This window comes from uncultured Thiohalocapsa sp., assembly GCF_913063425.1.
GTDB lineage: Bacteria > Pseudomonadota > Gammaproteobacteria > Chromatiales > Chromatiaceae > Thiohalocapsa.
Genome location: NZ_CAJXYK010000034.1, coordinates 39131 through 65363, shown reverse-complemented (window position 1 = coordinate 65363; position 26233 = coordinate 39131). Strand labels below are relative to the sequence as shown.

General features: G+C 70.6%; 26 protein-coding genes and 1 tRNA gene. 13 read left to right on the top strand and 14 right to left on the bottom strand.

What is annotated here, in order from left to right:
• Together QZ607_RS17315 and QZ607_RS17310 are read right to left on the bottom strand one after the other, a co-directional pair.
• The coding region (locus tag QZ607_RS17315; protein WP_295885181.1) for a methyltransferase dimerization domain-containing protein at positions 1 to 372 on the bottom strand (372 nt) is incomplete at its 3' end.
• Between the two features lie 101 nt (positions 373 to 473).
• Positions 474 to 1349 carry a polyprenyl synthetase family protein gene (locus tag QZ607_RS17310; RefSeq protein ID WP_295885178.1) on the bottom strand — a complete coding sequence of 292 codons (876 nt, stop codon included), beginning with the start codon at positions 1347 to 1349 and terminating at the stop codon, positions 474 to 476.
• Between the two features lie 451 nt (positions 1350 to 1800).
• Here QZ607_RS17310 and QZ607_RS17305 point away from each other — a divergent pair, with 451 nt between their 5' ends.
• The gene (locus tag QZ607_RS17305; RefSeq protein WP_295885175.1) at positions 1801 to 2241 is read left to right on the top strand and encodes a DUF29 domain-containing protein; all 441 of its coding nucleotides are present in this window, start codon (positions 1801 to 1803) and stop codon (positions 2239 to 2241) included.
• A gap of 379 nt (positions 2242 to 2620) precedes the next feature.
• Positions 2621 to 5488, top strand: a complete 2868-nt coding sequence (locus QZ607_RS17300; protein ID WP_295885172.1) for a cation-transporting P-type ATPase — start codon at positions 2621 to 2623, stop codon at positions 5486 to 5488.
• 213 nt (positions 5489 to 5701) lie between these two features.
• Here the strand turns inward: QZ607_RS17300 and QZ607_RS17295 are convergent, their stop codons facing one another.
• The gene (locus QZ607_RS17295; RefSeq protein WP_295885169.1) at positions 5702 to 6487 is read right to left on the bottom strand and encodes a DUF2189 domain-containing protein; all 786 of its coding nucleotides are present in this window, start codon (positions 6485 to 6487) and stop codon (positions 5702 to 5704) included.
• Positions 6488 to 6652: 165 nt separating this feature from the next.
• Here QZ607_RS17295 and QZ607_RS17290 point away from each other — a divergent pair, with 165 nt between their 5' ends.
• The 10 genes from QZ607_RS17290 (at position 6653) to draG (ending at position 14207) form a co-directional block, all read left to right on the top strand.
• Entirely contained in the window at positions 6653 to 7021 is a 369-nt protein-coding gene (locus QZ607_RS17290) for a hypothetical protein (RefSeq protein ID WP_295885167.1), read from the top strand.
• 239 nt (positions 7022 to 7260) lie between these two features.
• Positions 7261 to 8802 (top strand): nitrogenase cofactor biosynthesis protein NifB, encoded by a 1542-nt coding sequence (gene nifB / locus QZ607_RS17285; protein ID WP_295885165.1) that lies wholly within the window; start codon positions 7261 to 7263, stop codon positions 8800 to 8802.
• A gap of 104 nt (positions 8803 to 8906) precedes the next feature.
• On the top strand, positions 8907 to 9197 hold the full coding sequence (locus QZ607_RS17280; RefSeq protein WP_295885163.1) for a 4Fe-4S dicluster domain-containing protein: 291 nt from the start codon (positions 8907 to 8909) through the stop codon (positions 9195 to 9197).
• Positions 9198 to 9338: 141 nt separating this feature from the next.
• Complete coding sequence (locus QZ607_RS17275) at positions 9339 to 9617, top strand: hypothetical protein (RefSeq protein WP_295885160.1); 279 nt, start codon at positions 9339 to 9341, stop codon at positions 9615 to 9617.
• The gene (locus QZ607_RS17270; RefSeq protein ID WP_295885158.1) at positions 9614 to 10255 is read left to right on the top strand and encodes an ArsC/Spx/MgsR family protein; all 642 of its coding nucleotides are present in this window, start codon (positions 9614 to 9616) and stop codon (positions 10253 to 10255) included. The genes QZ607_RS17275 and QZ607_RS17270 overlap by 4 nt, the downstream gene beginning before the upstream one ends.
• The gene (locus QZ607_RS17265) at positions 10252 to 11589 is read left to right on the top strand and encodes an FprA family A-type flavoprotein (protein ID WP_295885156.1); all 1338 of its coding nucleotides are present in this window, start codon (positions 10252 to 10254) and stop codon (positions 11587 to 11589) included. The genes QZ607_RS17270 and QZ607_RS17265 overlap by 4 nt, the downstream gene beginning before the upstream one ends.
• 202 nt (positions 11590 to 11791) lie before the next feature.
• On the top strand, positions 11792 to 12076 hold the full coding sequence (locus QZ607_RS17260) for a 2Fe-2S iron-sulfur cluster binding domain-containing protein (protein ID WP_295885154.1): 285 nt from the start codon (positions 11792 to 11794) through the stop codon (positions 12074 to 12076).
• A 110-nt stretch (positions 12077 to 12186) separates the two neighbouring features.
• On the top strand, positions 12187 to 12534 hold the full coding sequence (locus QZ607_RS17255; protein WP_295885152.1) for a 2Fe-2S iron-sulfur cluster binding domain-containing protein: 348 nt from the start codon (positions 12187 to 12189) through the stop codon (positions 12532 to 12534).
• 64 nt (positions 12535 to 12598) lie between these two features.
• Positions 12599 to 13270: a nitrogen fixation protein NifQ gene (locus tag QZ607_RS17250; protein WP_295885150.1), complete on the top strand. Its 672-nt coding sequence runs from the start codon at positions 12599 to 12601 to the stop codon at positions 13268 to 13270.
• Positions 13245 to 14207: an ADP-ribosyl-[dinitrogen reductase] hydrolase gene (gene draG / locus QZ607_RS17245; protein WP_295885148.1), complete on the top strand. Its 963-nt coding sequence runs from the start codon at positions 13245 to 13247 to the stop codon at positions 14205 to 14207. Before QZ607_RS17250 ends, draG begins: the two co-directional genes overlap by 26 nt.
• Positions 14208 to 14301: 94 nt before the next feature.
• Here the strand turns inward: draG and panD are convergent, their stop codons facing one another.
• The 5 genes from panD to pcnB form a co-directional block, all read right to left on the bottom strand.
• Entirely contained in the window at positions 14302 to 14682 is a 381-nt protein-coding gene (panD, locus tag QZ607_RS17240) for an aspartate 1-decarboxylase (protein WP_295885144.1), read from the bottom strand.
• Positions 14683 to 14979: 297 nt separating this feature from the next.
• On the bottom strand, positions 14980 to 15843 hold the full coding sequence (panC, locus tag QZ607_RS17235) for a pantoate--beta-alanine ligase (RefSeq protein WP_295885189.1): 864 nt from the start codon (positions 15841 to 15843) through the stop codon (positions 14980 to 14982).
• 88 nt (positions 15844 to 15931) lie between these two features.
• A complete protein-coding gene (gene panB / locus QZ607_RS17230) occupies positions 15932 to 16735 on the bottom strand; it encodes a 3-methyl-2-oxobutanoate hydroxymethyltransferase (RefSeq protein WP_295885140.1) in 804 nt (267 codons plus the stop codon).
• Positions 16736 to 16837: 102 nt separating this feature from the next.
• Positions 16838 to 17452, bottom strand: coding sequence for a 2-amino-4-hydroxy-6-hydroxymethyldihydropteridine diphosphokinase (gene folK / locus QZ607_RS17225; RefSeq protein WP_295885137.1), 615 nt, complete (start codon positions 17450 to 17452; stop codon positions 16838 to 16840).
• Complete coding sequence (gene pcnB / locus QZ607_RS17220; protein ID WP_295885134.1) at positions 17445 to 18830, bottom strand: polynucleotide adenylyltransferase PcnB; 1386 nt, start codon at positions 18828 to 18830, stop codon at positions 17445 to 17447. Before pcnB ends, folK begins: the two co-directional genes overlap by 8 nt.
• A 290-nt stretch (positions 18831 to 19120) precedes the next feature.
• Between pcnB and QZ607_RS17215 the strand changes: the two genes are divergently transcribed.
• Positions 19121 to 19195, top strand: a tRNA-Glu gene (locus tag QZ607_RS17215).
• Positions 19196 to 19576: 381 nt separating this feature from the next.
• On the opposite strand, the gene QZ607_RS17210 is transcribed toward QZ607_RS17215, so the two are convergent.
• The 6 genes from QZ607_RS17210 to QZ607_RS17185 form a co-directional block, all read right to left on the bottom strand.
• Positions 19577 to 19864, bottom strand: coding sequence for an RNA-binding protein (locus QZ607_RS17210; protein ID WP_295885131.1), 288 nt, complete (start codon positions 19862 to 19864; stop codon positions 19577 to 19579).
• Positions 19865 to 20311: 447 nt separating this feature from the next.
• Complete coding sequence (locus tag QZ607_RS17205; RefSeq protein WP_295885129.1) at positions 20312 to 20611, bottom strand: hypothetical protein; 300 nt, start codon at positions 20609 to 20611, stop codon at positions 20312 to 20314.
• On the bottom strand, positions 20611 to 22374 hold the full coding sequence (locus QZ607_RS17200) for an Hsp70 family protein (protein WP_295885128.1): 1764 nt from the start codon (positions 22372 to 22374) through the stop codon (positions 20611 to 20613). Before QZ607_RS17200 ends, QZ607_RS17205 begins: the two co-directional genes overlap by 1 nt.
• Positions 22371 to 23078 carry a nucleotide exchange factor GrpE gene (grpE, locus tag QZ607_RS17195; RefSeq protein ID WP_295885124.1) on the bottom strand — a complete coding sequence of 236 codons (708 nt, stop codon included), beginning with the start codon at positions 23076 to 23078 and terminating at the stop codon, positions 22371 to 22373. The genes QZ607_RS17200 and grpE overlap by 4 nt, the downstream gene beginning before the upstream one ends.
• Positions 23079 to 23438 (bottom strand): J domain-containing protein, encoded by a 360-nt coding sequence (locus QZ607_RS17190; RefSeq protein ID WP_295885121.1) that lies wholly within the window; start codon positions 23436 to 23438, stop codon positions 23079 to 23081.
• Positions 23438 to 26068 (bottom strand): hypothetical protein, encoded by a 2631-nt coding sequence (locus tag QZ607_RS17185; protein WP_295885119.1) that lies wholly within the window; start codon positions 26066 to 26068, stop codon positions 23438 to 23440. Before QZ607_RS17185 ends, QZ607_RS17190 begins: the two co-directional genes overlap by 1 nt.
• Positions 26069 to 26233 lie beyond the last annotated feature (165 nt).

Sequence of the window (26233 nt, the reverse complement as noted above, 5' to 3'; positions counted from 1 at the left end):
CATGGCGATGCCGAGCTTACCGAGACCGTAGCGAACGGTACCGGCCGCATCCTTGCCGCGGCGCTCCAGCAGATCGATGGCGACGCCGGCGCGCAGCAGGCGGTCCGCGGCGGCCATGTCCATCCCCATCTCCGGTGCCAAGTCAGCGGCGGTACGGGGTTTGTCCGCCAGCTTATCGAACAGCTCCAGCTCCACCAGCGCGAACAGGATCTGCGAGTAGACGAAGCCGGCGGTGATGTCGAACAGGCCGCGGGCACGGCGGGCGGCCTCGAAGCGGGTGAGTGGAAAGTCCGCCGCCCAGCGCTGAAAGGCGGGACTCGCGAGCTTGGCATCGCGCCAGGCGCGCCAGCGGTCAAGGAAAGGTAGCTCCACGGGATAGATTCCTAGTCAATCGTTCGGTTTTTGTTTTTCCAGGGCGCGAGGCAAAAAGGGCTGAGGGCGGCAAATGAGGTATTCCCCTAGACCCTCAGCACTCAGCCCTTGGCGTGCAGCGCCGCCGGCAGCAGCCGGTCCAGCTCCGCCTGCGCCATGGCGGCGAGCTGATCGCGGCCCGGGCAGTCCGGGATGGAATCGACGGCCTCCATCAGCAGGTCCCCGAGCCTGGCCACGGCGCCGTCCACCCCCAGCTGGGACACGGCGCTCGGGCGCTCGTGGGCGGCGTCCTGCCCCACCGGCTTGCCGAGCTCGGCGGCATCGCCGGCCACATCTCGCAGGTCGTCCGCCACCTGATAGGCCAGGCCCAGGTTCTCGCCGAGCGTGCGCCAGGGGGTCGGGTTCATGCCCGCGGCGGCGGCGCCGGCCTCGGTGGCAGCGGAGAAGAGCGCAGCGGTCTTCTCGCGGTGGTACTGGGTGAGATCCACATCGGTCTCGCACTCCCAGGCCTGACCGGCGACGATGCCGTGGCCCACGCCCACGGCGCGGGCGATGATCAGGGTCAGGGGCCCGAGCCGCTCCGGGTGCAGGCGGGTGTGCCAGGCGAGGTTTTCGAAGGCGAGCACAATGAGCCCATCGCCGGTCAGCAGGGCCAGCTGCTCGCCGTGCTGCTCGAACAACCGGTGCACCGTGGGCGCACCGCGGCGGGTGTCGGCGTCGTCGAAGACGGGCATATCGTCGTGCACCAGCGAGGCACAGTGCATGAGCTCCAGCGAGGCCGCGGCGGCATCGGCCACCGCCGGCGCGTCGTCGCCGCAGGCCTCCGCCACCGCCAGCAGCAGCCGCGGGCGGGCGCGCGAGCCCGGCGTCAGCACCGCATGGCGCACGGCGCGGGCGAGCTTGGGCGGGCCGTCCTCGGCCAGGCCCAGCGTGAGCGCCGCCTCCAGGGCCTGCTCGATGCGTTGCAGTACGTCCATCGGCCTTGCCTCCCGCTGCTGGAAACCGGCTCACAGGCGGCGGCGAAACCCCTGTCACAGCCGTTTGTCACGATTGAGTGTCAAGTAAAATAGACACTCCCCGCAGGGGCGTCAATGCCGTCCGCAGGCGCATCCCGGCCGGGATCAAGGGCTTGGCGAGGGAGCTGACGGCTACCCGCGGTTTGGCTGCGCTGGGTCAAGCGGGAGCCCAGTCCGGTGCGCCTGCGCCAGCCGAAGCGGCGCGCCGGCAGGGTCAGCCGCTTGGCAGACTGCAACAGGTCTTGGAGGGCGGCCGGCTGGTCCGCACCGGTGCGACACGGGCTTGACGGCGCTCGTGACCGCAGACATCGGGGCGGGCGCAAAGCGCAGCGCGCCCACCGCCCATCGCTTGTGGCCCCTCGGGGCCGGCGCTATTGTCTCCACACACACGGCGTCCGCAGCGGTGACCAGGATGAACAGCGACTATGCCTCCGATTACCAGGCCTGGCTGGCGCAGACCGCCCGGCTGATCCGCGAGGGCCGCTGGCAGGAGCTGGATGCGGAGCACCTGGCCGAGGAGGTGGAGGACTTGGGCAAGAGCGAGCGGCGCGGCATCGCAAGCCAGCTGATCCGATTACTGGTGCATCTGCTCAAGTGGCGCCATCAGCCGGAACGGCGCTCCGACAGCTGGCGGGACTCGATCGCCGATGCGCGCCTGCAGATCCAGCTTGCGCTCGAAGACAGCCCGAGCCTGAGGCCCTACCCCGCCGAGCAGCTGGCCACCTGTTACCGCAAGGCCCGACGTGCCGCCGCGAAGCAGACGGGACTCGCCCCCGAGCGGTTCCCCGACAGCTGCCCATTCATGCTTGCAGACATGCTGAGCGAGGACTGGCTGCCCGAGGCCGCGGACTGAGTCCGCCGCGGGCCGACACCCCTCCTGTCAGCGGCCCGACCCGCTGGCTTCAGTCACGGGCGTGGGCCGGTGGTCGCTGACGCCGGCGAAGCGTTCGCTGCTGTAGGCGTTGATGCGGTTGTAGGTCTCCGCCAATCAAGGCACCAGCTCGCGCGTCCGGGTCAGCGCCGCTGCTTGGTCCAACCGCTGACAGCGCGGCATCCAGTCCGCAGCCAGCCATTCCCACAACGCTGCCACGGCTTTGCGGGCGCCATGCAGCAGCGCGCGCCCGCACCGCCCGGACCTTCGCCGGACCCGCACCCCCCGGGCGTCAATGCACCCGAAGTGGTGTCGTAAGCTTGGCTTCAGCGGATTGGCTGCAACGCAGGTGGAGGGCGCCATGCTCGAAAGCGACATCCTGATCTTCGACATCATCGCCATGGAGTGGATCATCGGACTCCTGGCGATCATGACCGTCGTCATCGTCGGCGGCTTCGTGGACCGGGGCGGGCGCCGCGAGCTGCGCGCGCCCACGGCCAAACAGCCTCCCCGGGGGGAGCCTGCCTGGCATCACCTGAGCGCCGAGGAGGCCCAGGCCCGGCTCGACGGCGGCCATGAGGGCTTGAGCCCCCACGAGGCCCGGCAGCGGCTCGACGCACACGGCCCCAACCGACTGCCGGAGCCGAAGACCCGCGGCCCCTGGCTGCGCTTCCTGGCGCAGTTCCACAACGTGCTCATCTATGTGCTGCTGGCGGCCGGGCTGGTGACAGCGCTGCTGCAGCACTGGCTGGATGCCGGCGTCATCTTCGGTGTGGTGCTGGTGAATGCCGCCATCGGCTTCGTGCAGGAAGGCAAGGCCGAGGACGCGCTCAAGGCCATCCGCAACATGCTCTCGCCCCAGGCCATGGTGTGGCGCGGCGGCCGGCTGGTCACCGTGGACGCCGCCGAGCTGGTGCCCGGCGACCTGGTGCAGCTCCAGTCAGGCGACAAGGTGCCGGCGGACCTGCGGCTGGTGCGGGCCAAGGGCCTGCAGATCGAAGAGGCACCGCTCACCGGCGAATCCGTACCCGTGGATAAGGTCGTGGCGGCGCTGCCGGTGCAGACGCCGCTCGCGGACCGCCGCTGCATGGCCTACTCCGGCACCCTGGTGACCCATGGCCAGGGCACCGGCGTGGTGGCCGCCACCGGGGCCGACACGGAGATCGGCCGCATCAGCGCCATGGTGGCCAATGTGGAGCAGCTCACCACACCGCTGCTGCGGCAGATGGCGCAGTTCGGGCGCTGGCTCACGGCGGCCATTCTGGTGCTGGCCTCGGCGAGCTTCGCCTTCGGCATCCTGGTGCGCAATTACACCGCCGCGGAGATGTTCCTGGCCTCCGTGGGCCTGGCCGTGGCGGCCATCCCGGAGGGCCTGCCGGCCATCATGACCATCACGCTCGCCATCGGCGTGCAGCGCATGGCCGGGCGCAACGCCATCATCCGCCGGCTGCCGGCGGTGGAGACGCTGGGCACCGTCGGCATCATCTGCTCCGACAAGACCGGCACCCTGACCCGCAACGCCATGACCGTGGCCAGCGTGCACACCGGAGAGCGGGCGCTCAGCGTCACGGGCACCGGCTACGACCCGCACGGCGCCTTCATGCACGACGGCGATGCCCTGCTGCGCCCCCAGGAGGACGCACAGCTCGTCGAGGCCCTGCGCGCCGTGGTGCTGTGTAACGATGCATCACTGGATGCGCAGGACGGCGCGCCCTGGCGGGTGCACGGCGACCCCATGGAGGGCGCCCTGCTGGTGGCGGCGACGAAGGCCGGCGTCGATCTGGAGGCCGTCGCCAAGCGCTTTCCCCGCACAGACCTGATCCCCTTCGAGTCCGGCCACAAGTTCATGGCCACCCTGCACCACAGCCACGCGGGCGAGTCCTTTATCTATGTGAAGGGCGCCCCGGAGGCCCTGCTCGACAAATGCAGCACCGAGCGCGGCGCGGACGGCGACGCGCCCCTGGACCGTGCCGCCTGGGAGGCGCGCATGGAGGCCCTGGCCGCCGCCGGCCAGCGGGTGCTGGCGGTGGCCGTGAAGCCGGCAGAGCCGCATCGCTCGGAGCTCGATTTCCAGGACGTGGACGGCGACCTGACCCTGCTCGCCCTGTTCGGGCTCATGGACCCGCCGCGGGAGGAGGCCATCGCCGCCGTGCGCACCTGCCGGGATGCCGGCATCCGCGTGAAGATGATCACCGGCGACCATGCCGCCACCGCCCGCTCCATCGCGGCCCAGGTGGGTCTCGAGAACGCGGGCGAGGCCCTCACCGGCGCACAGCTCGACACACTGGACGACGCCGAGCTGCGCCGGCGCGCCCAGGAGGTGGACATCTACGCCCGGGTCACGCCGGAGCACAAGCTGCGCCTGGTGCAGCTGCTGCAGCAATCGGGCGCCGTGGTGGCCATGACCGGTGACGGCGTCAACGACGCGCCGGCCCTGAAGCGCGCCGACGTCGGCGTCGCCATGGGCATCAACGGCACCGAGGCCGCCAAAGAAGCAGCGGAGATGGTGCTGGCGGACGACAACTTCGCGTCCATCGCCAACGCCGTGGAGGAGGGCCGCACCGTCTACGACAACCTGAAGAAGGCCATCCTGTTCATCCTGCCCACCAACGGCGGCGAGGCCCTGGTGGTGCTGGGGGCCATCCTGTTCGGCTTTCACCAGTTCCCGTTGACGCCGGTGCAGATCCTCTGGGTGAACATGATCACCGCCGTGACCCTGGCCCTGGCGCTCGCCTTCGAGCCGCCGGAGCCGGGCGTCATGACGCGCCCGCCGCGCAATGCCCGCGAGCCGGTGCTGTCGGCCCTGTTCCTGTGGCGCATCGCCTATGTGTCGCTGATCCTCACCGCCGGCACCTTCGGGCTCTTCCTGTGGGAGCGATACCAGGGCGCGCCCATCGAGCAGGCCCGCACCGTGGCCGTGAACACGCTCGTGATGTTCGAGATCTTCTACCTGTTCAACTCCCGCTACACGACCGCACCGGTGCTGAACCTCCGAGGTCTCTTCGGCAACCGCTATGTGCTCTATGCGGTGGGCCTGCTGATCCTGTTCCAGCTCGCCTTCACCTATCTGCCGCCCATGCAGGCCCTGTTCGGCACCGCGGCCATCGATGCGGGCATCTGGCTGCGCATCGTGCTGGTGGCCGCCTCGGTGCTGTTCATTGTGGAGCTGGAGAAGGCGTTGGTGCGGCGACGGCGAGCGCAGGTGCCCGCGGAGGCGCAGCAGGGCTGAGCGGCTGTGAAGAAACCCACCGACCTGCTGCGGGCCGGGGGCTCGATGGCGGGCGCGACGGCCCATCGCGCCGATGCGCTGCGGGGGAGGTGTCCAGCGAAAAGGCCCCGGCAATCCGCCACTGCCGGCGCGCGCCGGGTGGGCTGCGTTCCGCGGCAGGGTCCGAGCGCAATGCCTGCGCAGTCGCACCGGACCCGGCCGCGGCCGCGTCGCTCAAGCCTCCGGAATCAAGTCCCGATAGGCATGCCAGCTGGCATAACCGAGCAGCGGGAAGATCACCAGCATGCCGATGAAGGCCGTCGCGGCGCCCACCAGCATCAGGCCGACGATGATGGCGGCCCAGAGCAACATGGGCCTGGGGTTGGCAGTCACCGCCCGCCAGCTGGCCTGGACGGCGGCGATGGGGCCCGCGTCGCGATCAACGATGAGCGGCACGGCAACGATGCTCGAGGCGAAAACGGCCGCGGCGAGCAGCGCACCGCTGCCCAGGGTGAACAGCAGCATCAGCGGATGCTGAAGGCCGCCGCCGAGGAAGCCGGTGTAGGCCGTGGGCGCCACCGTGGTGACCTTGAGCGCGAACAGCACCGCAGTGGCCATGAGCCAGAAGGACACCACCATCACCAGCACCAGCCCGAACAGTGCCAGGCTGGAGCGGCGCGAGGCATCCAGCGCCAGGCTGCGGCCGATGCCGGTGCGGTCCCCCGCCAGGCTGCGTCGCGCCGTCACGTACAGGCCCGCCGCCAGGAACGGCCCCAGCATCAGGAGCCCGATGACGAACTTCACCGTGAGCCCCGGCATCGCCTGGCTCATCATCACGGCGCCGAGCCCGGCGGCCGCGCACAGCCCACCATAGAAGGTACTCACGAAGGGCGTGCGCCCAAGCGTGCCCCAGCCCTGCCGCAGCCATTGCCATGGCATGGACGGCGCCACGCTGCCGATGGTCAGTGCGTGCGCATCGACGCTGTCCCGATGCGCGTCCGATAAGCTCTGCTCAGTCATTTCCCCGTGCATGAATCCACTCCGAAAGTTGCGTTGCGTTGATGGTCGGGACGCGCCTCAGGCCCGGGGACCTGTGCGCTGCGCTGACCCACGGCGTGCGGGTGAGCGACGCGGCGACGAGCGACCCGAATGGCAATATATTAGCACTTGCTAAAGTAATAATAAATGCCCCGACGCAAGTCGGTGCGGCATGCCCCGCTGCATGTGGCCTGCCACGGCTGCAATCTGCGCGTTCAGAACGCGTTCGATGGCGCTTCGAAGCTCGGTGAGCCCGACGCCAACTGGTTCCCAACCTACGCTTGGGAACTCGGCCGGGAAGCTCTGCTTCCCGAGCGACGCGAAGCGGAGCTTCGGGACCGCATTCCCAAGCAGAGCTTGGGAACGAGTGCAACGAGTGCAGCGGCCGGCGACGCGCTCGCGTACCTGGGCCGGCGTGCGGCGGCGAACGGCGCCGCCCAGATGCCGAAACCGGGCCAGGCACGGGCCGCCCACAGACCAACCGCGGCGTTGCGTCGGTGGCGAATGACGGCCTGACCAGCCACACAAGCCCGGTACCGGACCCGACAATCCGACCTTCCCCACCTGTCACGCTTGCGACAAGCCCGCGGCCCGCTGACGCACGCATCCCACGCATCCCTTTGCAAACAATCACCTGCGCAACCTGGAGTATGCCGGCACGGTGCTTGCTTAAACCCTGCCAGGCACTGCGAATCATGCTCTGCACCGCCGGCCGGTGCCGCATCGAACACGACCGATTGCAAGGGGGACGCGCGATGGCGCTCGAAGCACTGGACCAACCCAAGTCACCTGCCGCCGGCGGCGGCTGCTCTTCAAGCGGCTGCGGCTCAGGCTCCGACAAGCTCGCGCACCTGCCGGAGCACATCCGCGCCAAGGTGCACAACCATCCGTGCTTCTCGGAGGACGCGCATCACCACTACGCGCGGATGCATGTGGCGGTGGCACCGGCCTGCAACATCCAGTGCCACTACTGCAACCGCAAGTACGACTGCTCCAATGAGTCGCGCCCGGGTGTGGTCTCGGAGCTGCTGACGCCGGAGCAGGCGGTGGCCAAGACGCTGGCGGTGGCGGCGGAGATCCCGCAGATGACGGTGCTCGGCATCGCCGGACCCGGCGACCCGCTGGCGAACCCGGAGCGCACGCTGGCCACCTTCCGCGAATTGTCTGCAAAGGCCCCGGACATCAAGCTCTGCGTCTCCACCAACGGCCTGGCACTGCCGGAGCTGGTGGACGAGATCTGCCAGCACAACATCGACCACGTCACCATCACCATCAACTGCGTGGACCCCGAGATCGGCGCCAAGATCTACCCGTGGATCTTCTGGAACAACCGCCGCATCAAGGGCGTGAAGGCCGCGAAAATCCTCATCGAGCAGCAGCAGAAAGGGCTCCAGATGCTCTGCGACCGGGGCGTGCTGGTGAAGGTCAACTCGGTGCTGATCCCGGGCGTCAACGACGCGCACCTCAAAGAAGTCAGCCGGGTCGTCAAGGCCAAGGGCGCCTTCCTGCACAACGTGATGCCGCTCATCGCCGAGCCCGAGCACGGCACCTTCTATGGGCTCATGGGCCAGCGCGGGCCGAGCAATGAGGAGCTGCAGGCGCTGCAGGACGCGTGCGCCGGGGACATGGCCATGATGCGCCACTGCCGGCAGTGCCGCGCGGACGCCGTCGGCATGCTGGGCGAGGATCGGGGTGCGGAGTTCACCAATGAGAAGGTCGCGGCCATGGACATCGACTACGAAGCCGCCATGGCCCGCCGCGCCGAGGTGCACGCGGCCATCGAGGCCAACCGGACGGCGCAGCAGCAGCAACGCCCCGATCAGCCCAGCGAGACCTTCGTCCCGATCACGTCCCTCAAGCGCAGCAAGCCGCGGCCGGCACCTGCTGCGGCGCCCACAGCCCGCTTCGCCGTCGCCACCACGGGCAGCGGTGTCATCAACGAGCACTTCGGCCACGCCCGGGAGTTTCTGATCTACGAGGCCGCCGGCGTCGGCGAGGGCGTGGACGTGCGCTTCCTCGCCGCCCGCAAGGTGGACCTCTACTGCGCCGGCGGCGACACCTGCGGCGAGGCCGAGGACGCGCTGGGCAAGACCATCCGCACCCTGGAGGGCGTCACCGGCGTGCTCTGCTCGAAGATCGGCATCGAGCCCTGGGACCGCCTCGAGGCCGCCGGCCTGGTGCCCAACGGGGAGCACGCGATGGAGCCCATCGAGGACGCGGTCGCCGCCGTCTACCGGGAGCTGCTGGCGGAGGGCCGGCTGGACGCGCCTGCCGAGGCCGCGGCCCTGTCGGCCTGAGGCGGCGCGATTCAGCCCGCTCCCGGGTGGCTCTGCAGACTCCGGACTGACAGGCCCGATCCGCACCAGCCGCGACCTATCACCAGACACCCAAGGAGCCAACCATGGCCTACCGCATCATCGACAGCTGTGTGAACTGCTGGGCCTGCGAGCCGCTCTGCCCGAGCGACGCGATCCGCCCCGCGGAGCCGCCCGCCATGAGTCACTTCACCATCGACGCCCGCGCCTGCACCGAGTGCGAGGGCGACTACGCCGACCCGCAGTGCGCGAGCATCTGCCCGGTGGAGGGCGCCATCCTGGACGCCGCCGGCGAGGCCGTGAACCCGGCCGGGTCGCTCACAGGCATCCCGCCGGAGCGACAGGCCCAGGCCATGGCGGAGATCCGGGCGCGCTGACGCGCCGGGCCCGCCACCCCAGCTCGCATCCACCCGGGGTGCCAGCCCGAGGCCCAGCCCAACGTCCGGTCCAGCGTCCAGCCCAACACCCAGTCCAGCGCCCAGCCGCAGGCAACACCAACGCCGCCCGGGAGCAACGCCATGTTCGTCTTCGACACCGCTGCCCTGCTCACCGCCCGCAGGGCCCCGGACGCCACCGCGCCCAAGCACGGCATCCGGCGCCTGCCGGCGCGGTTGCTGGCGGCGGCCGCAGCTCACCGGGACCTGGTGGACCGCGGCCGGTCACTGCCCCGCCCCGCCCGCTGCGGCTGGCTGCCGCGGCGGGCCTGGCGCCGTCATGGCGCCCTCATCTGCCTGCGCGCGGGCATCGACCCCGACGCCGCCCCAACGTACACGTATCCGGAGGGCGCCGGACGGTGACCGCCATCGTCTTCTACGAGAAGCCGGGCTGCATCGGCAACGCCCGGCAGAAGCAGCTTCTTGTGGGTCTCGGGCACAGGCTCGAGGTGCGCGATCTGCTGCGCACGGCCTGGGAAGCCGACGACCTGGCGCGCTATTTCGCCGGCATGCCGGTGCGCGATTGGCTCAACCCAAGCGCGCCCGCAGTGCGCGACGGTGACATCGACATCGACGCTTTGGACGCCGGCGCGGCGCTGGCGCTGCTGGTGGCAGAGCCGCTGCTGATCCGCCGGCCCCTGATCGACTCGCCGCACGGGCGCTGCGCCGGCTTCCTGCCGGGCCCGGTGCTCGCGGCCCTGGGTGTGCCGGAGGCCGCCCGCGCGCTGGACAGCTGTGCACGCGGGACACAGACGCCACAGAGCCGGGCGCCATCCTGCGATGCGCGCGCCGCCGCCTGCCGGTCCGATACCGGGCGGCGCGCCACCGATGCCACCGCCCCCAGCAGCACCGGCCAGAGGAGTACCGACCAGAGCAGCGCCGGGCAGAGCAGCGCCGGGCAAAGCAGCGCCGGGCAGAGCAGCGTTGGCCAGAGCAGCGCCGGGCATACCAGCCCGGCTCCCGGCAGCGAGGCCGGTCCTGTCGGGAGCGCCGAGCCATGAGCCGCACCACCGCCGGCAGCGAGGGCCAGCCCGGCACCGGCACGACGCCCGTCGCCATCGCCGACGGCGTGCACTGGATCGGCGCGCTGGACCCGTCGCTGCGCCGCTTCGACCTGATCCTGCGCACGGCCAACGGCACCACCTACAACGCCTACGCCGTGCGCGGCAGTGCCGGGGTCGCGGTGGTGGACACCGTCAAGGCGGAGTTCGCGGACACCTTCTTCGCGCGGCTGGAGCAGGTGGCGGGCTATGACGAGATCCGCGTCATCGTGCTGAACCACCTGGAGCCGGACCACTCCGGCGCCCTGCCGGAGCTGATGCGCCGGGCGCCGCGGGCGAAGCTGGTCATCTCCAAGCGGGCACCGGCCATGCTCAAGGCCCTGCTCAAGGCGGACGACCAGGAGATCCGCTACGACACGGTCGACACCGGCGACGCGATCGACCTCGGGGACCGGCGGCTTCGGTTCCTGCACACCCCTTTCCTGCACTGGCCGGACACCCAGTGCACCTATCTGCCCGAGCAGCAGGTGCTCTTCTCCGGCGACGTCTTCGGCTGCCACCACTGCGACCCGCGGCTCTTCAATGACCGGGTCGGGGACTTCCGCTTCGCTTTCGAGTACTACTACGCGCACATCATGCGGCCCTTCAAGGCGCACGTGCTCGACGCGCTCAAGCTCATCGAGCCCCTGCCGCTCAAGCTCATCGCGCCCACCCACGGTCCCATCCTGCGCGAGCGCCCGCGACGTTACGTGGCCCGCTACCGGGAGCTGTCCGGCGCCGATATGGCGCTGGAGCCGGTGCTGGCGGACGCCAAGCCCCTGCGCACCCTGCTGGTGTTCTATCTCAGCGCCTACGGCAGCACGGCGCGCATGGCCGAGGCCATCGCCGCCGGTGCGGAGGGCGTGCCCGGTATCCGCGTATCGCTTTACGACCTGGACGGCGGCGAGACCGAGCCCTTTGTGGACCTCATCGAGGCCGCGGACGCCATCGCGCTCGGCTCACCCACCGTGAACGGCGATGCCGTGAAACCCGTCTGGGATTTGTTGTCATCGCTGGCGGTGGTGAGCCTGCGCGGCAAGGTGGGTGCCGCCTTCGGCTCCTACGGCTGGAGCGGCGAGGCGGTGCCCATGATCGAGGACCGGCTGCGCGGCCTGAAGCTGCGGGTGCCGGTGCCTGGGCTGCGCCTGAAGCTGATCCCCACCGACGCCGAGCTCGCCGACTGCCGCGACTTCGGCCAGGCCCTGGCGCAGGCGGTGACCGGCGCGGATGGCGCTGCGGCGGAGGCCGGCGGCGGCGCACAGAAGCCCGTCATCGACTTCGCGGACTTGGCGTGAGACGCCCGACATGCCCGCATTGATTGGCCGGCAAGCGCGCCAGCATCACAGCTGTTGCTTCGTCGGGCAATCACCAGCTGAGCACTGATCGGCAAAGACAACGACGGACCGCGGGCAGCACGCATCCGGTCCGCACACAGCAGATGGTTCCAACCCGCAACCCAATCGGCCACAGCATCGGCCATTATTCAGAGGACTGCCCATGGCAAAAGCGAAACTCACCTTCGAAGACATCGGCCAGAGCGTGAATGTGCCGGCCGGCATCCGCGTCATCGAGGTCTCCGAGAAGGTCGGCGCCGGCATCATCTACGGCTGCCGCGAAGGCGACTGCGGCACCTGCATGATGCATGTCACCGAGGGCTGGAACAATCTCACCGAGCCCTCGGTGCTGGAAGAGAAGGTCCTGCGGGAGAACATGGCCGGCCGCCACGACCGCCTCGCCTGCCAGGCGCAGGTAATCGGGGACTGTACCGTCAAGCCGGCCTGAACCCAGTGACGTGGTGCGCGTAACGAGTCACGCGGTTTCGCCCCGTGCCTCCGACCCGCCCCGCGACACTCGAACCTCGTAACCCGCTACTCGATACTTGGAGCAAAACCATGGCCCTCGTCACCTTCTCCAACCCCGAATACAAAGACAAGACGGTCTACGCCGTGGCCGGCAGCCACACCGAGACCATTCTCAAGATCGCGAAAGAGCACAAGATCCCGGTGCAGTTCGACTGCCAGGACGGTGAATGCGGCCATTGCCTGGTGCGCGTCACCGGCATCGACGACAAGGAGCGCATGGGCTACCACCTCACCGAGAAGGAGCGTACGGTGCTGAAGGACCTCGGCAAGCTCACCCAGGACGACATCGACCGGCTGATGGTGGAAGACGTGCCGAGCGAATGGCGCCTGGCCTGCCAGATGATCGTCCGCGACGAAGACATCCTGGTGGAGTACTGAAGCACCTCGGGCGCCGCCCGCCGGCGCCCGAGCACAGTCAACGCAGAGACGGATGGACAGCGACATGAGCGCCAGCCCAGCCCACGCGGCCCGGCAACAGGCCGACCAGCACGACCCGAAGCGCACCCGCAGCGGCCTGAAGCTGGCGGCACCGCCGACACCGGCCGCCCACGCCGCCAACGACGCGCTGGCCAATGCGCTCTACGCCAGGCTGGCGCTGCACGCGGCGGGCGAGCCCAATGACGAGGCCTTCGCCTGCATGATCGCGAGCCTCTGTGCCGGCGGCGGCGCCCTGCCGGACTGGCTCGGGCTGGAGCCCGCGGCATTCAGCTGCCTGCTCGCCCATCACTTTCCGGGCCTGCGGCTCAATGCCTCACCCTGCCCGGGCCGTCAGATCGACCCGGCACGGAACGACGAGCGCCATGAGCTGGTCGAACTGATGCTCATGGACAAGGCGGGGGATTCGCCCTCCGAGGTCTGGATGGCCCATGTGGTGGCTGCCGGCTGCATGGCCAGTGACCACCTCTGGCAGGACCTGGGGCTGTGGCAGCGCGCCGACCTCACCGCACTGATGCGGCGCAACTTCCCGGCGCTCGCCGCGCGTAACGTCAAGGACATGAAATGGAAGCGCTTCCTTTACAAACAGCTGTGCGAGGCCGAGGGCATCTATGCCTGCCGCGCACCTTCCTGCGAGGTCTGCAGCGACTACCATGCCTGTTTCGGGCCTGAGAACTGAGCTTCTGTTCCTGGCGGAGGGCAGCGGCGACCGCATCAAGCGGCGCGCCATCGGCGCCTATCTGGGCCTCGCCGTCGGCGATGCGCTCGGCGCGACGGTGGAGTTCCTGACGCCATCCGAGATCCGTGCCGCCTACCGCGTGCACCGCGACATGGCCGGCGGCGGCTGGCTCAAGCTCCGCCGCGGCCAGATCACCGACGACACCCAGATGGCCCTGGCCCTGGGCCGGAGCATCCTGGCCGCGGGCGGCGTCGACGCCCATGCCGCGGCCGAGGCGTTCAGTGACTGGATGCGGCGCAAGCCCATCGACATCGGCAACACCGTGCGCCGCGGCATCGCCGCCTACCGGCGCACCGGCAACCCGGAGTCCCTCCCAAGCGAATTCGACGCCGGCAACGGCGCCTGCATGCGCTGCCTGCCGGTGGCGCTGGCCACCATCGGCTCGGACATCGCCCAGATCGACGCCGCCAACCAGGCGCAGGCGCACGTCACCCACAACAACCCGACGTCGGACGCCGGCACCTTGTGCGTGCTGCGCATGGTGCAGACGGCGATGCTCGGCGGCGACCGTGCCGCCCTCGCGGCCATCGCCGACGAGCTGGTGGCACAGGACCCCGTGTTCGACTACACGCGCAAGCGCAGCGAGAATCCGAGCGGGTTCATCGTCGATACCCTGCGCACGGTGTTCCAGGCGTTGTTCGCGACCGACAGCTTTGAGACGGCACTCATCGACTGCGTTAACCGCGGCGGGGACGCCGACACCACCGGCGCCATCACCGGCATGATCGCAGGCGCCCTCTACGGGCCCACCGATATCCCCACCCGCTGGATGCGCCACCTGGAGCGGGATATCCGGCTGGAGTGCATCGAGCAGGCGCAGGGGCTTGTGCGCCTGGCGCCGCTGTGCGCGGTGGCACCCGACACGGTGCGGGGCTGATCCGACGCACCGCACGCCGTGGCAGCGGCCTCCGGCCGCGACAAAGCGCACCCACGCAGCAATCGCGGCAGGCGTGCCGCTCCGGCGCCGCGCCTCAGGCGGCCTGCGCCGGGATGGCATCCCCGGTGCCGGTGACTTCGTTATGCTCGTTGCAGTAGATGAGGGCGGGCTTGAAGACCGCGGCCTCCTGCTCCGTCATGGCGGCGTAGCAGCAGATGATGACACGGTCGGCGGGGCGCGCCTTGTGTGCGGCGGCGCCGTTGATGGAGATGATCCGGGAGCCCGCCTCCGCCCGGATGGCGTAGGTGGTGAAGCGCTCGCCGTTGGTGACGTTGTAGATGTGCAGTTGCTCGTACTCGCGGATGCCGGCACGGCGCATCAGCTCCTCGTCGATGGCGCAGGAGCCCTCGTAGTCCAGCTCCGCGTGCGTGACGCAGGCACGGTGCAGCTTGCATTTGAGCAGCGTGAGTTGCATGGCCTGGATTCCTCCTCTGGGCAGGGGCACGGACAACCGCGGCCTGAATCTGATGTCTTGATATGTGGGGTGCTGTTGCGGTTACTCCGCCGCAGCGACGGCAAGCCCTTCGACGCAGCGCGTTTGCTGCGGTGCAATATGGGCGCTATTGTCGCAACGCATGCCCCGGAACCGCAAGCAGAATCCGGGGTTTCCTTGACAGCCGGCGGCGCGCTGAGCCGCGCGTCGCACCGCGGTCACCGACTGGGAACCCCGCGCAGACGCAGCAACCGGGCCGGCGGCGACCCGGCGACCGCATCACCCCTGCACGGGCAGCGGGCGATCCAGCTCCAGGTTGTCGATGAGCCGTGCCCGGCCCAGGTGTGCCGCCGCCAGCACCACCAGCGCGCTGTCGGCGGGCCCCGGCAGGGCCAGATCGACGCGTCGGCGCACGCTCACGTAGTCCGGCTCGAAGCCCGCCGTGCGCAGCGCCTGGGCCGCATCGCGCTCGGCCTGCTCCGGGCTGGTGCCCGCGGCCACCGCGGCGGCGACGGCCGTGAGGGTACGAAACAGCACCGGTGCCCGTGCGCGCTCCGCCGCGGTGAGATAAGCATTGCGGGAGCTCATGGCGAGCCCGTCCGCCTCGCGCACCGTCGGCAGGCCGACGATCTCGATGTCCATGTTGAGATCCAGTGCCATGCGGCGGATCAACAGCAGCTGCTGGTAGTCCTTCTGCCCAAAGACGGCCAGGTCCGGCTGCACCAGGTTGAAGAGCTTGGCGACAACGGTGGTGACGCCGCGGAAGTGGCCGGGGCGGCTTGCACCGCAGAGCTCCGCCGAGAGCCCCGGCACCTCCACCTGCGTGTGGCCGGCGCGCCCCTGCGGGTACATGGTGGCCTCCGCCGGCGCGAACAGCAGCTGGCAGCCCACGGCCTGAAGCTGCCTGGCATCCTCTGCGAGGGTACGCGGATAGCTGTCCAGGTCTTCCCCCGGGCCGAACTGCAATGGATTCACGAACACCGTAGCGACCACGCGGTCCGCACCTGCCAGCGCCGTCTGCACCAGGGCGATATGGCCCTCGTGCAGGTTGCCCATGGTGGGTACCAGCGCGATGCGCAGCCCCGCCGCCCGCCAGCCGGCAAGGCGGGACCGCAGTGCGGGGATGTCGTGCAGGGTTTCCATGCGGCTGTCTGCCTTGGGGCCGGCTTCCTCGGGGCTGGGCTTCATCGGGGCATGGATGTGACGCGCGGCGTCGGCGCCCGGACCAGCCTCAGTGCAGGGTGTGCTCCGGGCCGGGAAAGGTCCGCGCCTTCACCTCCGCCACATAGCCTGCGAGCGCCGCCGCGACACCGCCGTAGCCGGCGGCGAAGTCCTTGCTGAAGCTCGGCGCGCGCCCCGGCAGCAGGCCCAGCATGTCGTGCAGCACCAGCACCTGGCCGTCGCAGGCGCTGCCGGCGCCGATGCCGATGACGGGGATGTGCAGCTCGCCGGACAGGGCCTCCGCCAGTGCGGCGGGCACGCACTCCAGCACCAGCATGCCGGCCCCGGCGTCCTGCAACGCGAGCGCATCGGCACGGATGCGGGCGGCGCCGGCGTCGTCCCGCCCCTGGTAGCGATAGCCGCCGAGGCGGTGCACGGACTGCGGCAACAGCCCCAGGTGTGCGCACACGGGCACACCGAAGCGCGTCAGCCGCGCCACCGTATCGGCAAGGTCGCCGCCCCCTTCCAGCTTCACCATGGCCGCACCGCCCTCGCCCATCAGGCGCTCGGCGGCGGTCAGCGCGCGGTCGTCGGTGGCATAACTCAGGAAGGGCATGTCCGCGATCACCAGCGCCCGCTCGGCGGCGCGGCTGACGCAGGCGCTGTGGTAGACCATGTGCTGAAGCTGCACCGGCACCGTGGTGGGCTGGCCCTGAAGCACCATGCCCAGGGAGTCGCCCACCAGCAGCACCTCCACACCGGCCGCCTCCAGCAGCCCGGCGAAGGCGGCGTCGTAGCAGGTGAGGCAGGCGATGGGCTCGCCGCGGCGCTTCATCGCCGCCAGGGTGGCTCTGGTGATTCGCGCTGCGGGCATGGCGGGGCTCCGTGAGGCAGGTCGCAGATCACTGGTGATGGGGCAGGACGACGCCCGGCGCGCAGAAGCAGGCGCTCGCGGTGCGGCGCCGGGACGCGGGCTTCAGGATAAGGCGGCGCGGGGCGACTTGCCATCGCAGGCGGCGTCCGGCGCCTGGTCGGCCGGCAGCGGCCCAGCGGGCAATTGCAGCGGGATGGGCGCAAGCGGCGCAACACCCTGCTTGGGCACGGCGGCCAGCAGCGCGCTGAGCCGGCCCTGCCCCGGAATGTCCAGCCCGGGCGGCGCCACTTCGGCGAGCGGCACGAGCACGAAGGCACGCCGGCGCGCCTGCGGGTGCGGCAGCGTGAGCCCGGGCCAGGCGACATGGCGGGCGCCGAACATCAGGATGTCCAGATCCAGCGTCCGCGGCCCCCAGCGCGTGCCGTCACGCACCCGGCCATGCGCACGCTCCAGGGCCTGGAGCGCCGCGAGCAGCGCCCGCGGGGCGAGCCGCGTGTCGAGCCGGGCGACGGCGTTGATGTAGTCTGGCTGGTCCGCGGGGCCAACGGGGGCCGTGCGATAGAGCCGCGACACCTGCGTGACACGGCTCGCCGGCAGCCGCGTGAGCGCATCGGCCGCCCGCTCCACGTGCCGGCGCGGATCATCCAGGTTGGCGCCGAGACCGATGTAGACGGTCTCCGCGCGGGCCAGCAGTGGCCCGGTCACTGGCTCAGCCATCGCCGTCACCCCCGGCAGCGCGCCCCTGGAGCCCGGCCACCCGCTCGCTGCCCTCGCTGCCGGAGCCCCCGGCGGCGTCCTTCGGCTTGCGGCGCCGGCGCGGGCGGCGGCGCTTGCCCGCGCCGGTCATCTTGGCGCGGTCGCCCGGATTGGCGTCCTGGAACTTGGTCCACCAATCGGCCAGCTCCGGGTCCACTTCGCCGGCCTCGGCCCGCAGCAGCAGAAAGTCGTAGGCTGCCCGGAAGCGCGGATGGCCGAGCAGCGCCATGGGCCGGCGCCCCTGGCGGCGCTCAAGCCGCGGCTGCAGGGACCAGATCTCGCGCATGGGCATGCCGAAGCGCTTGGGGATGGCCACATGCCGCTGCTGGGCCGAGGCGACCTCGTGGGACGCGAGCGCCATGGCGTCCGCCCAGGGCGTGCCGCCATCCAGCAGCGCCTCATAGCGCAGCCGCACCGGCTCCCACAGCAGCACCGCGAACAGGAACGGCGGCACCACCGACTTGCCGTCCAGCACGCGGCGGTCGGTGTTGTCCAGGCCGCGGCTCACGAAGACCATCGGGAACTCGTGCTCCTGTCGCGCGAGACAGGCATCGGCGGCCGGGAAGAGCTGCGCGAACAGCCCGTAGTGGCGCAGCTTCTCGAAGGCATGCAGACCATAGCCGGCATGGAAGAGCTTCAGCACCTCCTCGAACAGCCGCGCCGCCGGCACCTCGCCCAGCAGGGGCGCCAGCTCCGGCAATGGGGTCTCGCAGGGCGCATCGATCATGAAGCCCAGCTTGCACGCGAAGCGCACCGCCCGGAGCATGCGCACCGGGTCCTCGCGGTAGCGGGCCTCCACATCGTCGCCGATAAGCCTGAGCCGCCCGGCCTTGAGGTCTTCCAGGCCACCTGCGTAGTCCACCACCGAGAAGTCGGCAATGTTGTAATAGAGGGCATTGACCGTGAAATCCCGCCGCAGCGCGTCCTCGGCGATGCTGCCGTAGACGTTGTCGCGCAGGATCATGCCGTTCTCGGTGCGCGCGCCGTCGTCGTCGGTGCCGTCCTGCCCCGCGGGGATGGCGCTGGCGCGAAACGTGGCGACCTCGATGATCTCCGGCCCGAAGAACACATGCGCCAGCCGAAAACGACGGCCGATGAGCCGGCAATTACGGAACACCTGGCGCACTTCCTCGGGCGTGGCGTCCGTGGCCACATCAAAGTCCTTGGGCTCGTGCCCGAGCAGCAGGTCGCGCACGCCGCCGCCGACGAGATATGCCGCGTGGCCTGCATCGCGCAGGCGGTACAGGACCTTGAGCGCATTTTGACTGATGTTGCTGCGCGAGATGCTGTGCTCCGCGCGCGGGACGATCAGCGGTTCTGGGTCAGCTGTTGAAGACAAGGGGTGGAGCGGCTGGGGTTGGAGCGGTGGGGTTGGAGCGGCTGGAGCGCATGTTCAGGAGGATGCGGGCCGTCGCCGGCTGCGCCCGTGGCCATGGCCGCGGCTGTGACGAGGTCGCGGGCCGCCATCGGCCAAACCGCACCGCAGGACTCGCGTTTGCCGGGCGCCCGTCGCCGTCGCCGTCGCCGGGCTGGTGGCGGTCCGATGCTGGTCCGATGTCGATGCGGGCGACGCACACCTTGAGCGGCCCGACGTTTCACGTATAATACGCGATTCTTGCCTGCACTTCTGCTCCCTTCGTCTAGCGGTTAGGACGTCGGCCTCTCACGCCGGTAACAGGGGTTCGAATCCCCTAGGGAGCGCCACCCACCCCCTCATACCCACCTGCCGCGACGTCTGTTTCTGCGAGCCCGCACGGGCGGTACGACGCAGAAGACACGCGCGGCTGCCGCTGCATCCGCCGCCCAAACCAAGTGCACAAAATTCGGGGACGGTAACCGTAATCCCCTGCTCCGCAGGCTCCACCTGCCGGCTGAGGGGAGAGCACCAGCACGAGGCGGATTCCAAGCGCACCCGGCGCGAATGCACAGCCGACAGTGATTGCCTGCAACGCCCGAGGCCCGACGCCTGGGTCACGGCGTCGCAGCAGTTCGGCGCACGGGATAGTTCAGTATACCGTCCCCGTCTTTGTAGGAGTGATCAACCGGCCGCGCGGCGCGACCGGGTGAGTGCTCAGCGCTCCGCTGTTACCAACGACGGCCCCCGCCACCACCGCCGCGCGCCGGGCGGTCGCTCTTCGGGCGGGCCTGGTTCACGGTGATGTTCCGGCCCTTGTAGTCAGTGCCGTTGAGCGCCTTGATGGCAGCATCCGCCTCGGAGTTGTTGCCCATTTCCACGAAGCCGAAGCCCTTGGAGTCGCCGCTGAAACGGTCGGTGATGATGTTGACGGTGTCGACGCTGCCGTACTGCGAGAAGGTCTCGCGCAGATCGCCCTCAGTGACGCTGTAGGGAAGGTTGCCGACGTAGATGTTCATCAAGTGTCCTCGCGGAGTCTGGTTGCGGATGCTGTGACTGCCGCCGCTTCAGCGTCCCGCTCAAGGTCGCCCGGTGGGGCTTCAGGTGCGCGGGGCGGCGCCGCGGCAGCGGCAGACGGCCGCCGACGCGGCTGGTGAGCCAGCGGCGCCGGGACGGCAGGAGGAGGCAGGATGCTACGGATCTCGTGGGGAGCGGGCGGGGCCTGGGCGGCGGCGTGGCGCCGGAGCAGACCGGGCGGTCTCGTCGAAATGGCAGATGCCTTGTGCCGGACGGCCTGAGGCCGGCAACCGGCGGTCCTCCGTTCTCACGTTAGCAGGTTCTGAGTCGCGGCGCAGGACTTTTTCGCCGGCTCAGCGGGTGTGGACCATCCGCCCGCCGTCGCGAGGACGTCTCCGGGCACGCTCGGAGGCGTCCGCAGCAGCGGAGGTGCGTTTCGTCACAACCTTTCAGGTTTCGCGGGAGCCGTCGGGCGATCCGGATGCGGCGGCTGCGCCCGGCAACTGCCGCACGAGCCCCGGCGCCAGCTCCAGCAGCTCCTCGGCGAGGGGATCGTGGCGCAGTGCCAGGGAGCGGTTGAGTGCTCGGGTGGCGGCCTGCGGCGCGCCCGCGGCGAGGTGGGCGATGCCCAGGCGCAGCCAGTGCTCGGCGGCGCGCTCGGTGGCCTGAAGCAGCCCGAGCGCCATGCCGCAGCGCCGGCAGGTGTCGGTGCCGTCGGTGCGGGCGCGGCAGTTGGGGCAGCGCTCCATCAGGTCTCCAGGTAGTAGATCAGGTCGGACAGGGACGCCACCGCGGGGCCGAGCTTGGGCATGTCGCCGGCGTCCAGGGCATCGCGCACGGTCTCGCTCAGGTCCACCAGATCGTCTTTGTCTTCGACGCCCGCGGTCTCAAGCAGCCGCTCGGCCTTCTCCAGCAGGGCGCGGGCCTGGACCACCTCGCGCTGCTCCTCCTGCGGACGCGCAGCGCCCGGGGCAAGGGTCTCATCAAGGATCTCGGCCTCGTCGGCCATGAGCGCGGCGAGGCGCCCTTTGGCGGCCTCCAGCTCCTCGGCCTCGAAGCGGGCGGTGGCGTTGTCGATGGCGATGTGCTTCTCGTGGCCGGTGCGCTTTTCGGTGGCGGTGACCTTGAGGATGCCGTCCAGATCCAGCTCGAAGCGCAGCACCACGATGTTGCCCGCCGGCACATCGCTCAGTCCCTCCACCCGGAAAGAGCCGATCAGGGTGTTGTTCAGCGCATCGCGGTCCTCGCCCTGATAGACCCGCACGTCCACGGCCGCCTGCCCGTCGGTCATGGTCTGGAAGGCCTCGCTCTTGACCGTGGGGATGGGGCTGTTCTTGCGAATCAGCGGGACGAAGCAATGGGGGTAGAGTGCGCCGTTCATCTCGGCGACGGCGCTGGTGCCGAAGGTGTAGGGCGTCACGTCCACCAGCACCGCGGTGGTGGCCTCGCCGGCGATGACCCCCGCCTGGATGGCGGCGCCGGCGGCGACACACAGGTCCGGGTCCATCTCCGCGCGCGGCTGCATGCCGAGCGTCTGCTCCAGGCGCTGCTGGATCAGCGGGGTGCGGGTGGCCCCACCCACCAGCAGCACCTCGTCGATGTCGGCGACCGTGAGCTCGGCCCCCTTCAGGGCAGTGTGCACGGCCTCCAGGGTCTCGTCGATCCAGCCCTCGATCATCTCCTCGTAGGTCTCGCGGTCGATCTCCAGCGACAGGTTGACCGGCGGGTCATGGTCCGGCAGCAGGTATTCCTCGTCGATGCGGGCATAGGGGGCGTCGCTGAGTGCGATCTTGGCCGCCTCGCAGGCGCGGGCGAGGCGGGCCATGGCGGCACGGTCATCGCTCGCGTCGCAGTCGTGCTCGGTGCGCAGGTGCTCCAGCACGTGCATGATCAGCTTGGCGTCGAAGTCGTCGCCGCCCAGGTGGTTGTTGCCGTGGCTCGCCAGCACCTCGGTGACCTCGCCGCCGGCCCGCACCACGGAGCAGTCGAAGGTGCCACCGCCCAGGTCGTAGACCAGAATGGTGCGGGCTGCCTTCGCATCCACCTCGTAGGCCAGCGCCGCGGCGGTGGGCTCGTTGATGATGCGCACCACTTCGAGGCCCGCCAGCTCGCCCGCATCGCGGGTGGCCTGGCGCTGGGCATCGGAGAAGTAGGCCGGCACGGTGATGACGGCCTTGTGCACCGGCTCGCCCAGATGCGCCTCGGCGGCGGCCTTGAGCCGCTTCAGAATCAGTGCGGAGATCTCCTGCGGGCTGTAGGACTGCCCGCCCATGGCCAGCTGCACGTCCTCGCCCATGCGGCGCTTCACGGAGCGGACGGTGCGCTCCGGATACAGGGCGTACTGGTTGCGGGCGGCGCGGCCCACCAGCAGCGAGCCGTCATCCGCGAGGCCCACCACCGAGGGCAGGATGGGGCCGCCGTCCACGTCCAGTACCTGTGGACGCCCGTCGCGGATCACGGCCACCTCCGAGTTGGTGGTGCCGAGGTCGATGCCGATGATGGTCTCGCTCATGTCTTGGTCTCGATCTGTGTCGGTGACGGCGCCGGGGCGGTGACGGCGTCGGGGCGGTTCACGACCACCTCCGCCAGGCGCAGCAGCTCACCGTGGAGCAGGAAGCCCGGGCGCAGCTCCCGGATCACTTCGCCCGCGGGCCGCGCCGGGTCGGACTCCACTTCTGCGGCGTGCATGCGGTGCGGGTCGAAGGGCTGGCCCACCGCCGCCAGCGGCCGGACGCCGCGCCGCGCCAGGGTCTCGTCCAGGCGGCGCAGGCTCATGGCCTGGCCATCGGCCATGGCGGCGGCAAAGGCGCGGACCCGCCGCCGCCCGAACAGCCCCCGGGGCCGGTGACCCGCGGCGCTGGCGTGCCCGGCCTGCATCCGATCGCGCAGCTCCAGGAGCTCCAGCAGCAGGTCCCGGTGCTCCCGGGCCTGGGCGGCGCGCTCGTGCTCGCGGCGGCGCTGCTGCTCGTCCGCGAGCCGGTCGTGGGCGCTCTTGAGCGTCTCGAACAGGCCGCGGAACTCGTCCAGGGCGCCTTTGACCTGGCGGGATTCGAGCTTGACCTCGTTCTTGAGTGCCGCGACCTCCGCGAGCAGCGTGAACAGGTCCGGCGCCGGCGGCGCCTCCGCGGACACCGACGCCGGCACCTCGGGTGCGGGCGGCAGGTCCAGATAGGCGCGGAAGCGGGCGGCGAGGGCGTCCTTGGCAGCGTCCTCCACCTACGCCTCCCCGCGCAGCAGCGCCCGCAGCAGGTCAGGGTCGGGGCGGCGGCGGTCAGGACCGGAGGCGGCACTGGGCGCGGCACTGGGCGCGGCACTGGGCGCGGCAGCGGGCCCCGCACCGGGGGCAGTCAGGGCGCGGCGCAGCAGATCGAGCGGTGCCGGCGGCTCGGCGTCGAACAGCTCGTACGCGACACGGTCGCGGCGGGTACGCAGGCGCTCGTAGGCGGCGCGCACGGCCTGGAACGCGGCCGGGTTCCGATCGGGCGGGCAGCGCTTGATGGCGTTGCGGTAGGCCTGCTCGACGGCGGCGTCGTCCACGCCTGGCGCCACGCCGAGGGTGAGATAGGGGTCAGACATCAAAAGAGATCCAGTTGCTCGGGATGGTCGTCGTCTGGTTGACGCCCACTGCGGCGGCCGCGCGCTTCGGTCGGTGCGTCTTCGGCGTGGAAGCTCGCCTCGGTGTCGCGCAACAGTTGCTTGAGCTGCTCTCTGACAAAGGCTTCGCCCTCGTCACGGGCGAGCTTCAACAATCGCTTGCGCAGGGACTTGGGAATCCCGCAGGCCTCCAGCGCCTGGCGCAACGGCAGGCGATCGAGCTTGTCCAGCAGGTTCGCTGCAACCTCATCGGCGCCTGGATCGAGCCGGGGGTCAGGCAGGTCGAACGGCTCGTCATCGCCCGCGTCATCCAGCAGGTGATCGAAGCCCGACGGCGGGAAGCCACTGAAGGGCCAGAATGTCTCCCGCAGCGACAGCAGCCGGCTGACGGTGCGCGCATCGCCGTCGCGCTCGGCGCGCTCCAGGGCCTGCTCCAGCTTGACGCGGTCGGCCGCCCCCGGGCTCCCGGACTCGTCGTATTTGCTCTCCAGCGCATGAAAGACGAACGCGGGCGTTCCCGCCCAGCACTTCAGCGCCGCACCGGCGGCCTCCCGGCGCGGCGCGCTCAGGCGCATCCGCCGCAGGGTCTCGCAGGCGAGCTCCAGCGCCTCGGCGTCCAGTTGCTTCCAGGGCGCCCCCTGCAGCAGGGTCTTCAGCCAATCGACCAGGCTCACCGCGTAGCGCTTGCGCCGCTCCGCGAATTCCCGCAGTCGGGTGAGGATGAGTCTGAGATCGCCCGGGGCCTGCAGCTTGACCTTGGGCAGATCGAGTAATTCGAAGAGCTTGACCTGATCGAAGAGTAGCAGCTCGGCGGCAAGGGCCAGCTCCAGCTGCGCCACCGGCCCCGGGCCGCACTGCTCCAGCAGCTCCTGCACGCGCTTGCGGCCGGCATCGACGCCGACGACGTGCAGCCTCGCCAGCGCCTGCATGAAGTCGAGACGCTCGCGCAAGGTCTGAAGGCCCGCGCCGCGCTGGGTCCATTGCCGTGCCTGATGCAGCTCTTTACTTGCCAAGTCGGGACGATCCTTCCCGAGCTGCTTGGCGGCGTGGGCGATGTGGGCATCCACCAGGCGCCGCCGCGCGCCGCTGTTGATGGGGTCGATGTCCAGCATCTGCCGGGCGATGCCGGCGGCCTTCTTGAAGGCGTCCCCGGCCAGGGCGGTGTCGAGCGCCGCCTCCAGCACGGCCATATCGCGCGGCCAGCGCGCCTGCGCCGCCGCCAGCACCCGGCGCGCGTCCTTGAGTCGGGCGCCGCGGCGGTACCAGCCGATGAGGCGCAGATAGGTGTCCCGGTGCTCCGGGTCCCATTCCAGGCTGCGCGCGAGCTGCTCGGCGGCGACAGACTGCTCGGAGTCCGGCTCCGTATCGGGCACATCCACGCCGAGGAGGTCGAAGTACTGATCGGCCCGGCGCAACGCCAGCGCGATCGCCACGGGCCGGTCCGGGTCCGTCGGCTCGGCCTCCGCCGCCACCCGCAGCACCTCGGCGACATCGTCCCAGGCATTCAGGACATTCCAGGGATGACCGTCGGCCTCCGCCGCATGCGCAGCGGCGAGCGCCTCGGACAGCGTGTCTTCGATCAGATCCCGTGCACGCGATGCCGGCGCATGCCGCCCGCCGCCGGCTCCGGGCAGCGACGCCGACAGCCGCCGGGCAGCTCGCGCGGCCCAATCGCGGCCGAGCAGCTCGCGGTGACGCTCCAGGAGCCGCAGCAGGGCCTTGCGGGCGTCGGCGTCCGCCGGCGCGTCCAGCGGGGCGTCCATGGCCGCGACCTCCCGGGCCAACGCGAGCTGCTCGGCGGACCAGCCGCGCAGGGCGGCGGCCAGCTGCGCCTGGCGGGGGCCAAGCCGGTGCAGCGCGTCCAGGCAATCGGCATCCGACAGCAGCGCCGCCTCGGCCGCCTGGCGCAGGGGCGCAAAGGCGGACGCAGCGCCGATGCGCGCGAGCAGATCGCGGCTCGTCGCCGGCTCGGCCTCGAGGCGGCTCAACGCCTTCAGCAGCAGCGCGAGGTCGCGGTAGGGTGAGCGGAATGGGATGCCCGCCAGCGCCGACTCCAGGGCCGCGTCGTCCCCGGCGCAATAGGCGTCGAGCGCAGCGCGCGCGGGCTCGGCGTGGCGGCGCAGCGGGTCGTCTGCCGCAAGCCCTTGCAGCCCCGGTGCGGCATCGGCCAGCGCGGCGGCGGCGAGCCAGGTGCCGATCTGCTCGCGCTCGTCACGGGGCAGCGCATCCGCGCGCGCCCACAGCGCCAACAGCGGCCCAGGGTCGCCGAGGCGCAGCTTCAGCGCGGCGTGCTCCGGTGCCGGCGGCACCTCCGGGCCGAGGGCCGCCCGGTTGTCCCAGATGGCGAGCGCCTCTTTGTGCATGCCCTTGGCAGTCAACTCCCGCGCGCGGCCGGCATAGGCCTCGGCGAGGGCGAGGCGGCGCGCCGGGGTGTGCTCGCTGGCCGCATCCTCCTTGAGCAGCGCCTTGAAACCGCCGACGGCATCGCGGAACCGGCCCTGCGCCAGCGCGTCCTGCGCCGCACGCGCGCGGACCTCCGGGCTCGCCTGCTGGGCCTGCTGCGCGGACTTCGGGGTGCCGCGACCGGACCGCTTCTTGTGCTTCTTCGCCATGGGCGGCAAGGGTAACCAATCCCGACCCGGGCTTCGAGCGCGGGGTCCGCCCGACCTGTCTTAAAGGCGCAGCGTCCATCAGCAGCAGCGCCGAGCCGCCGGTGCCCAGGCGCCGGGGAACGCGCATACTTCACACTTCTAGCTGCACACTTCAAACTTCCCCCA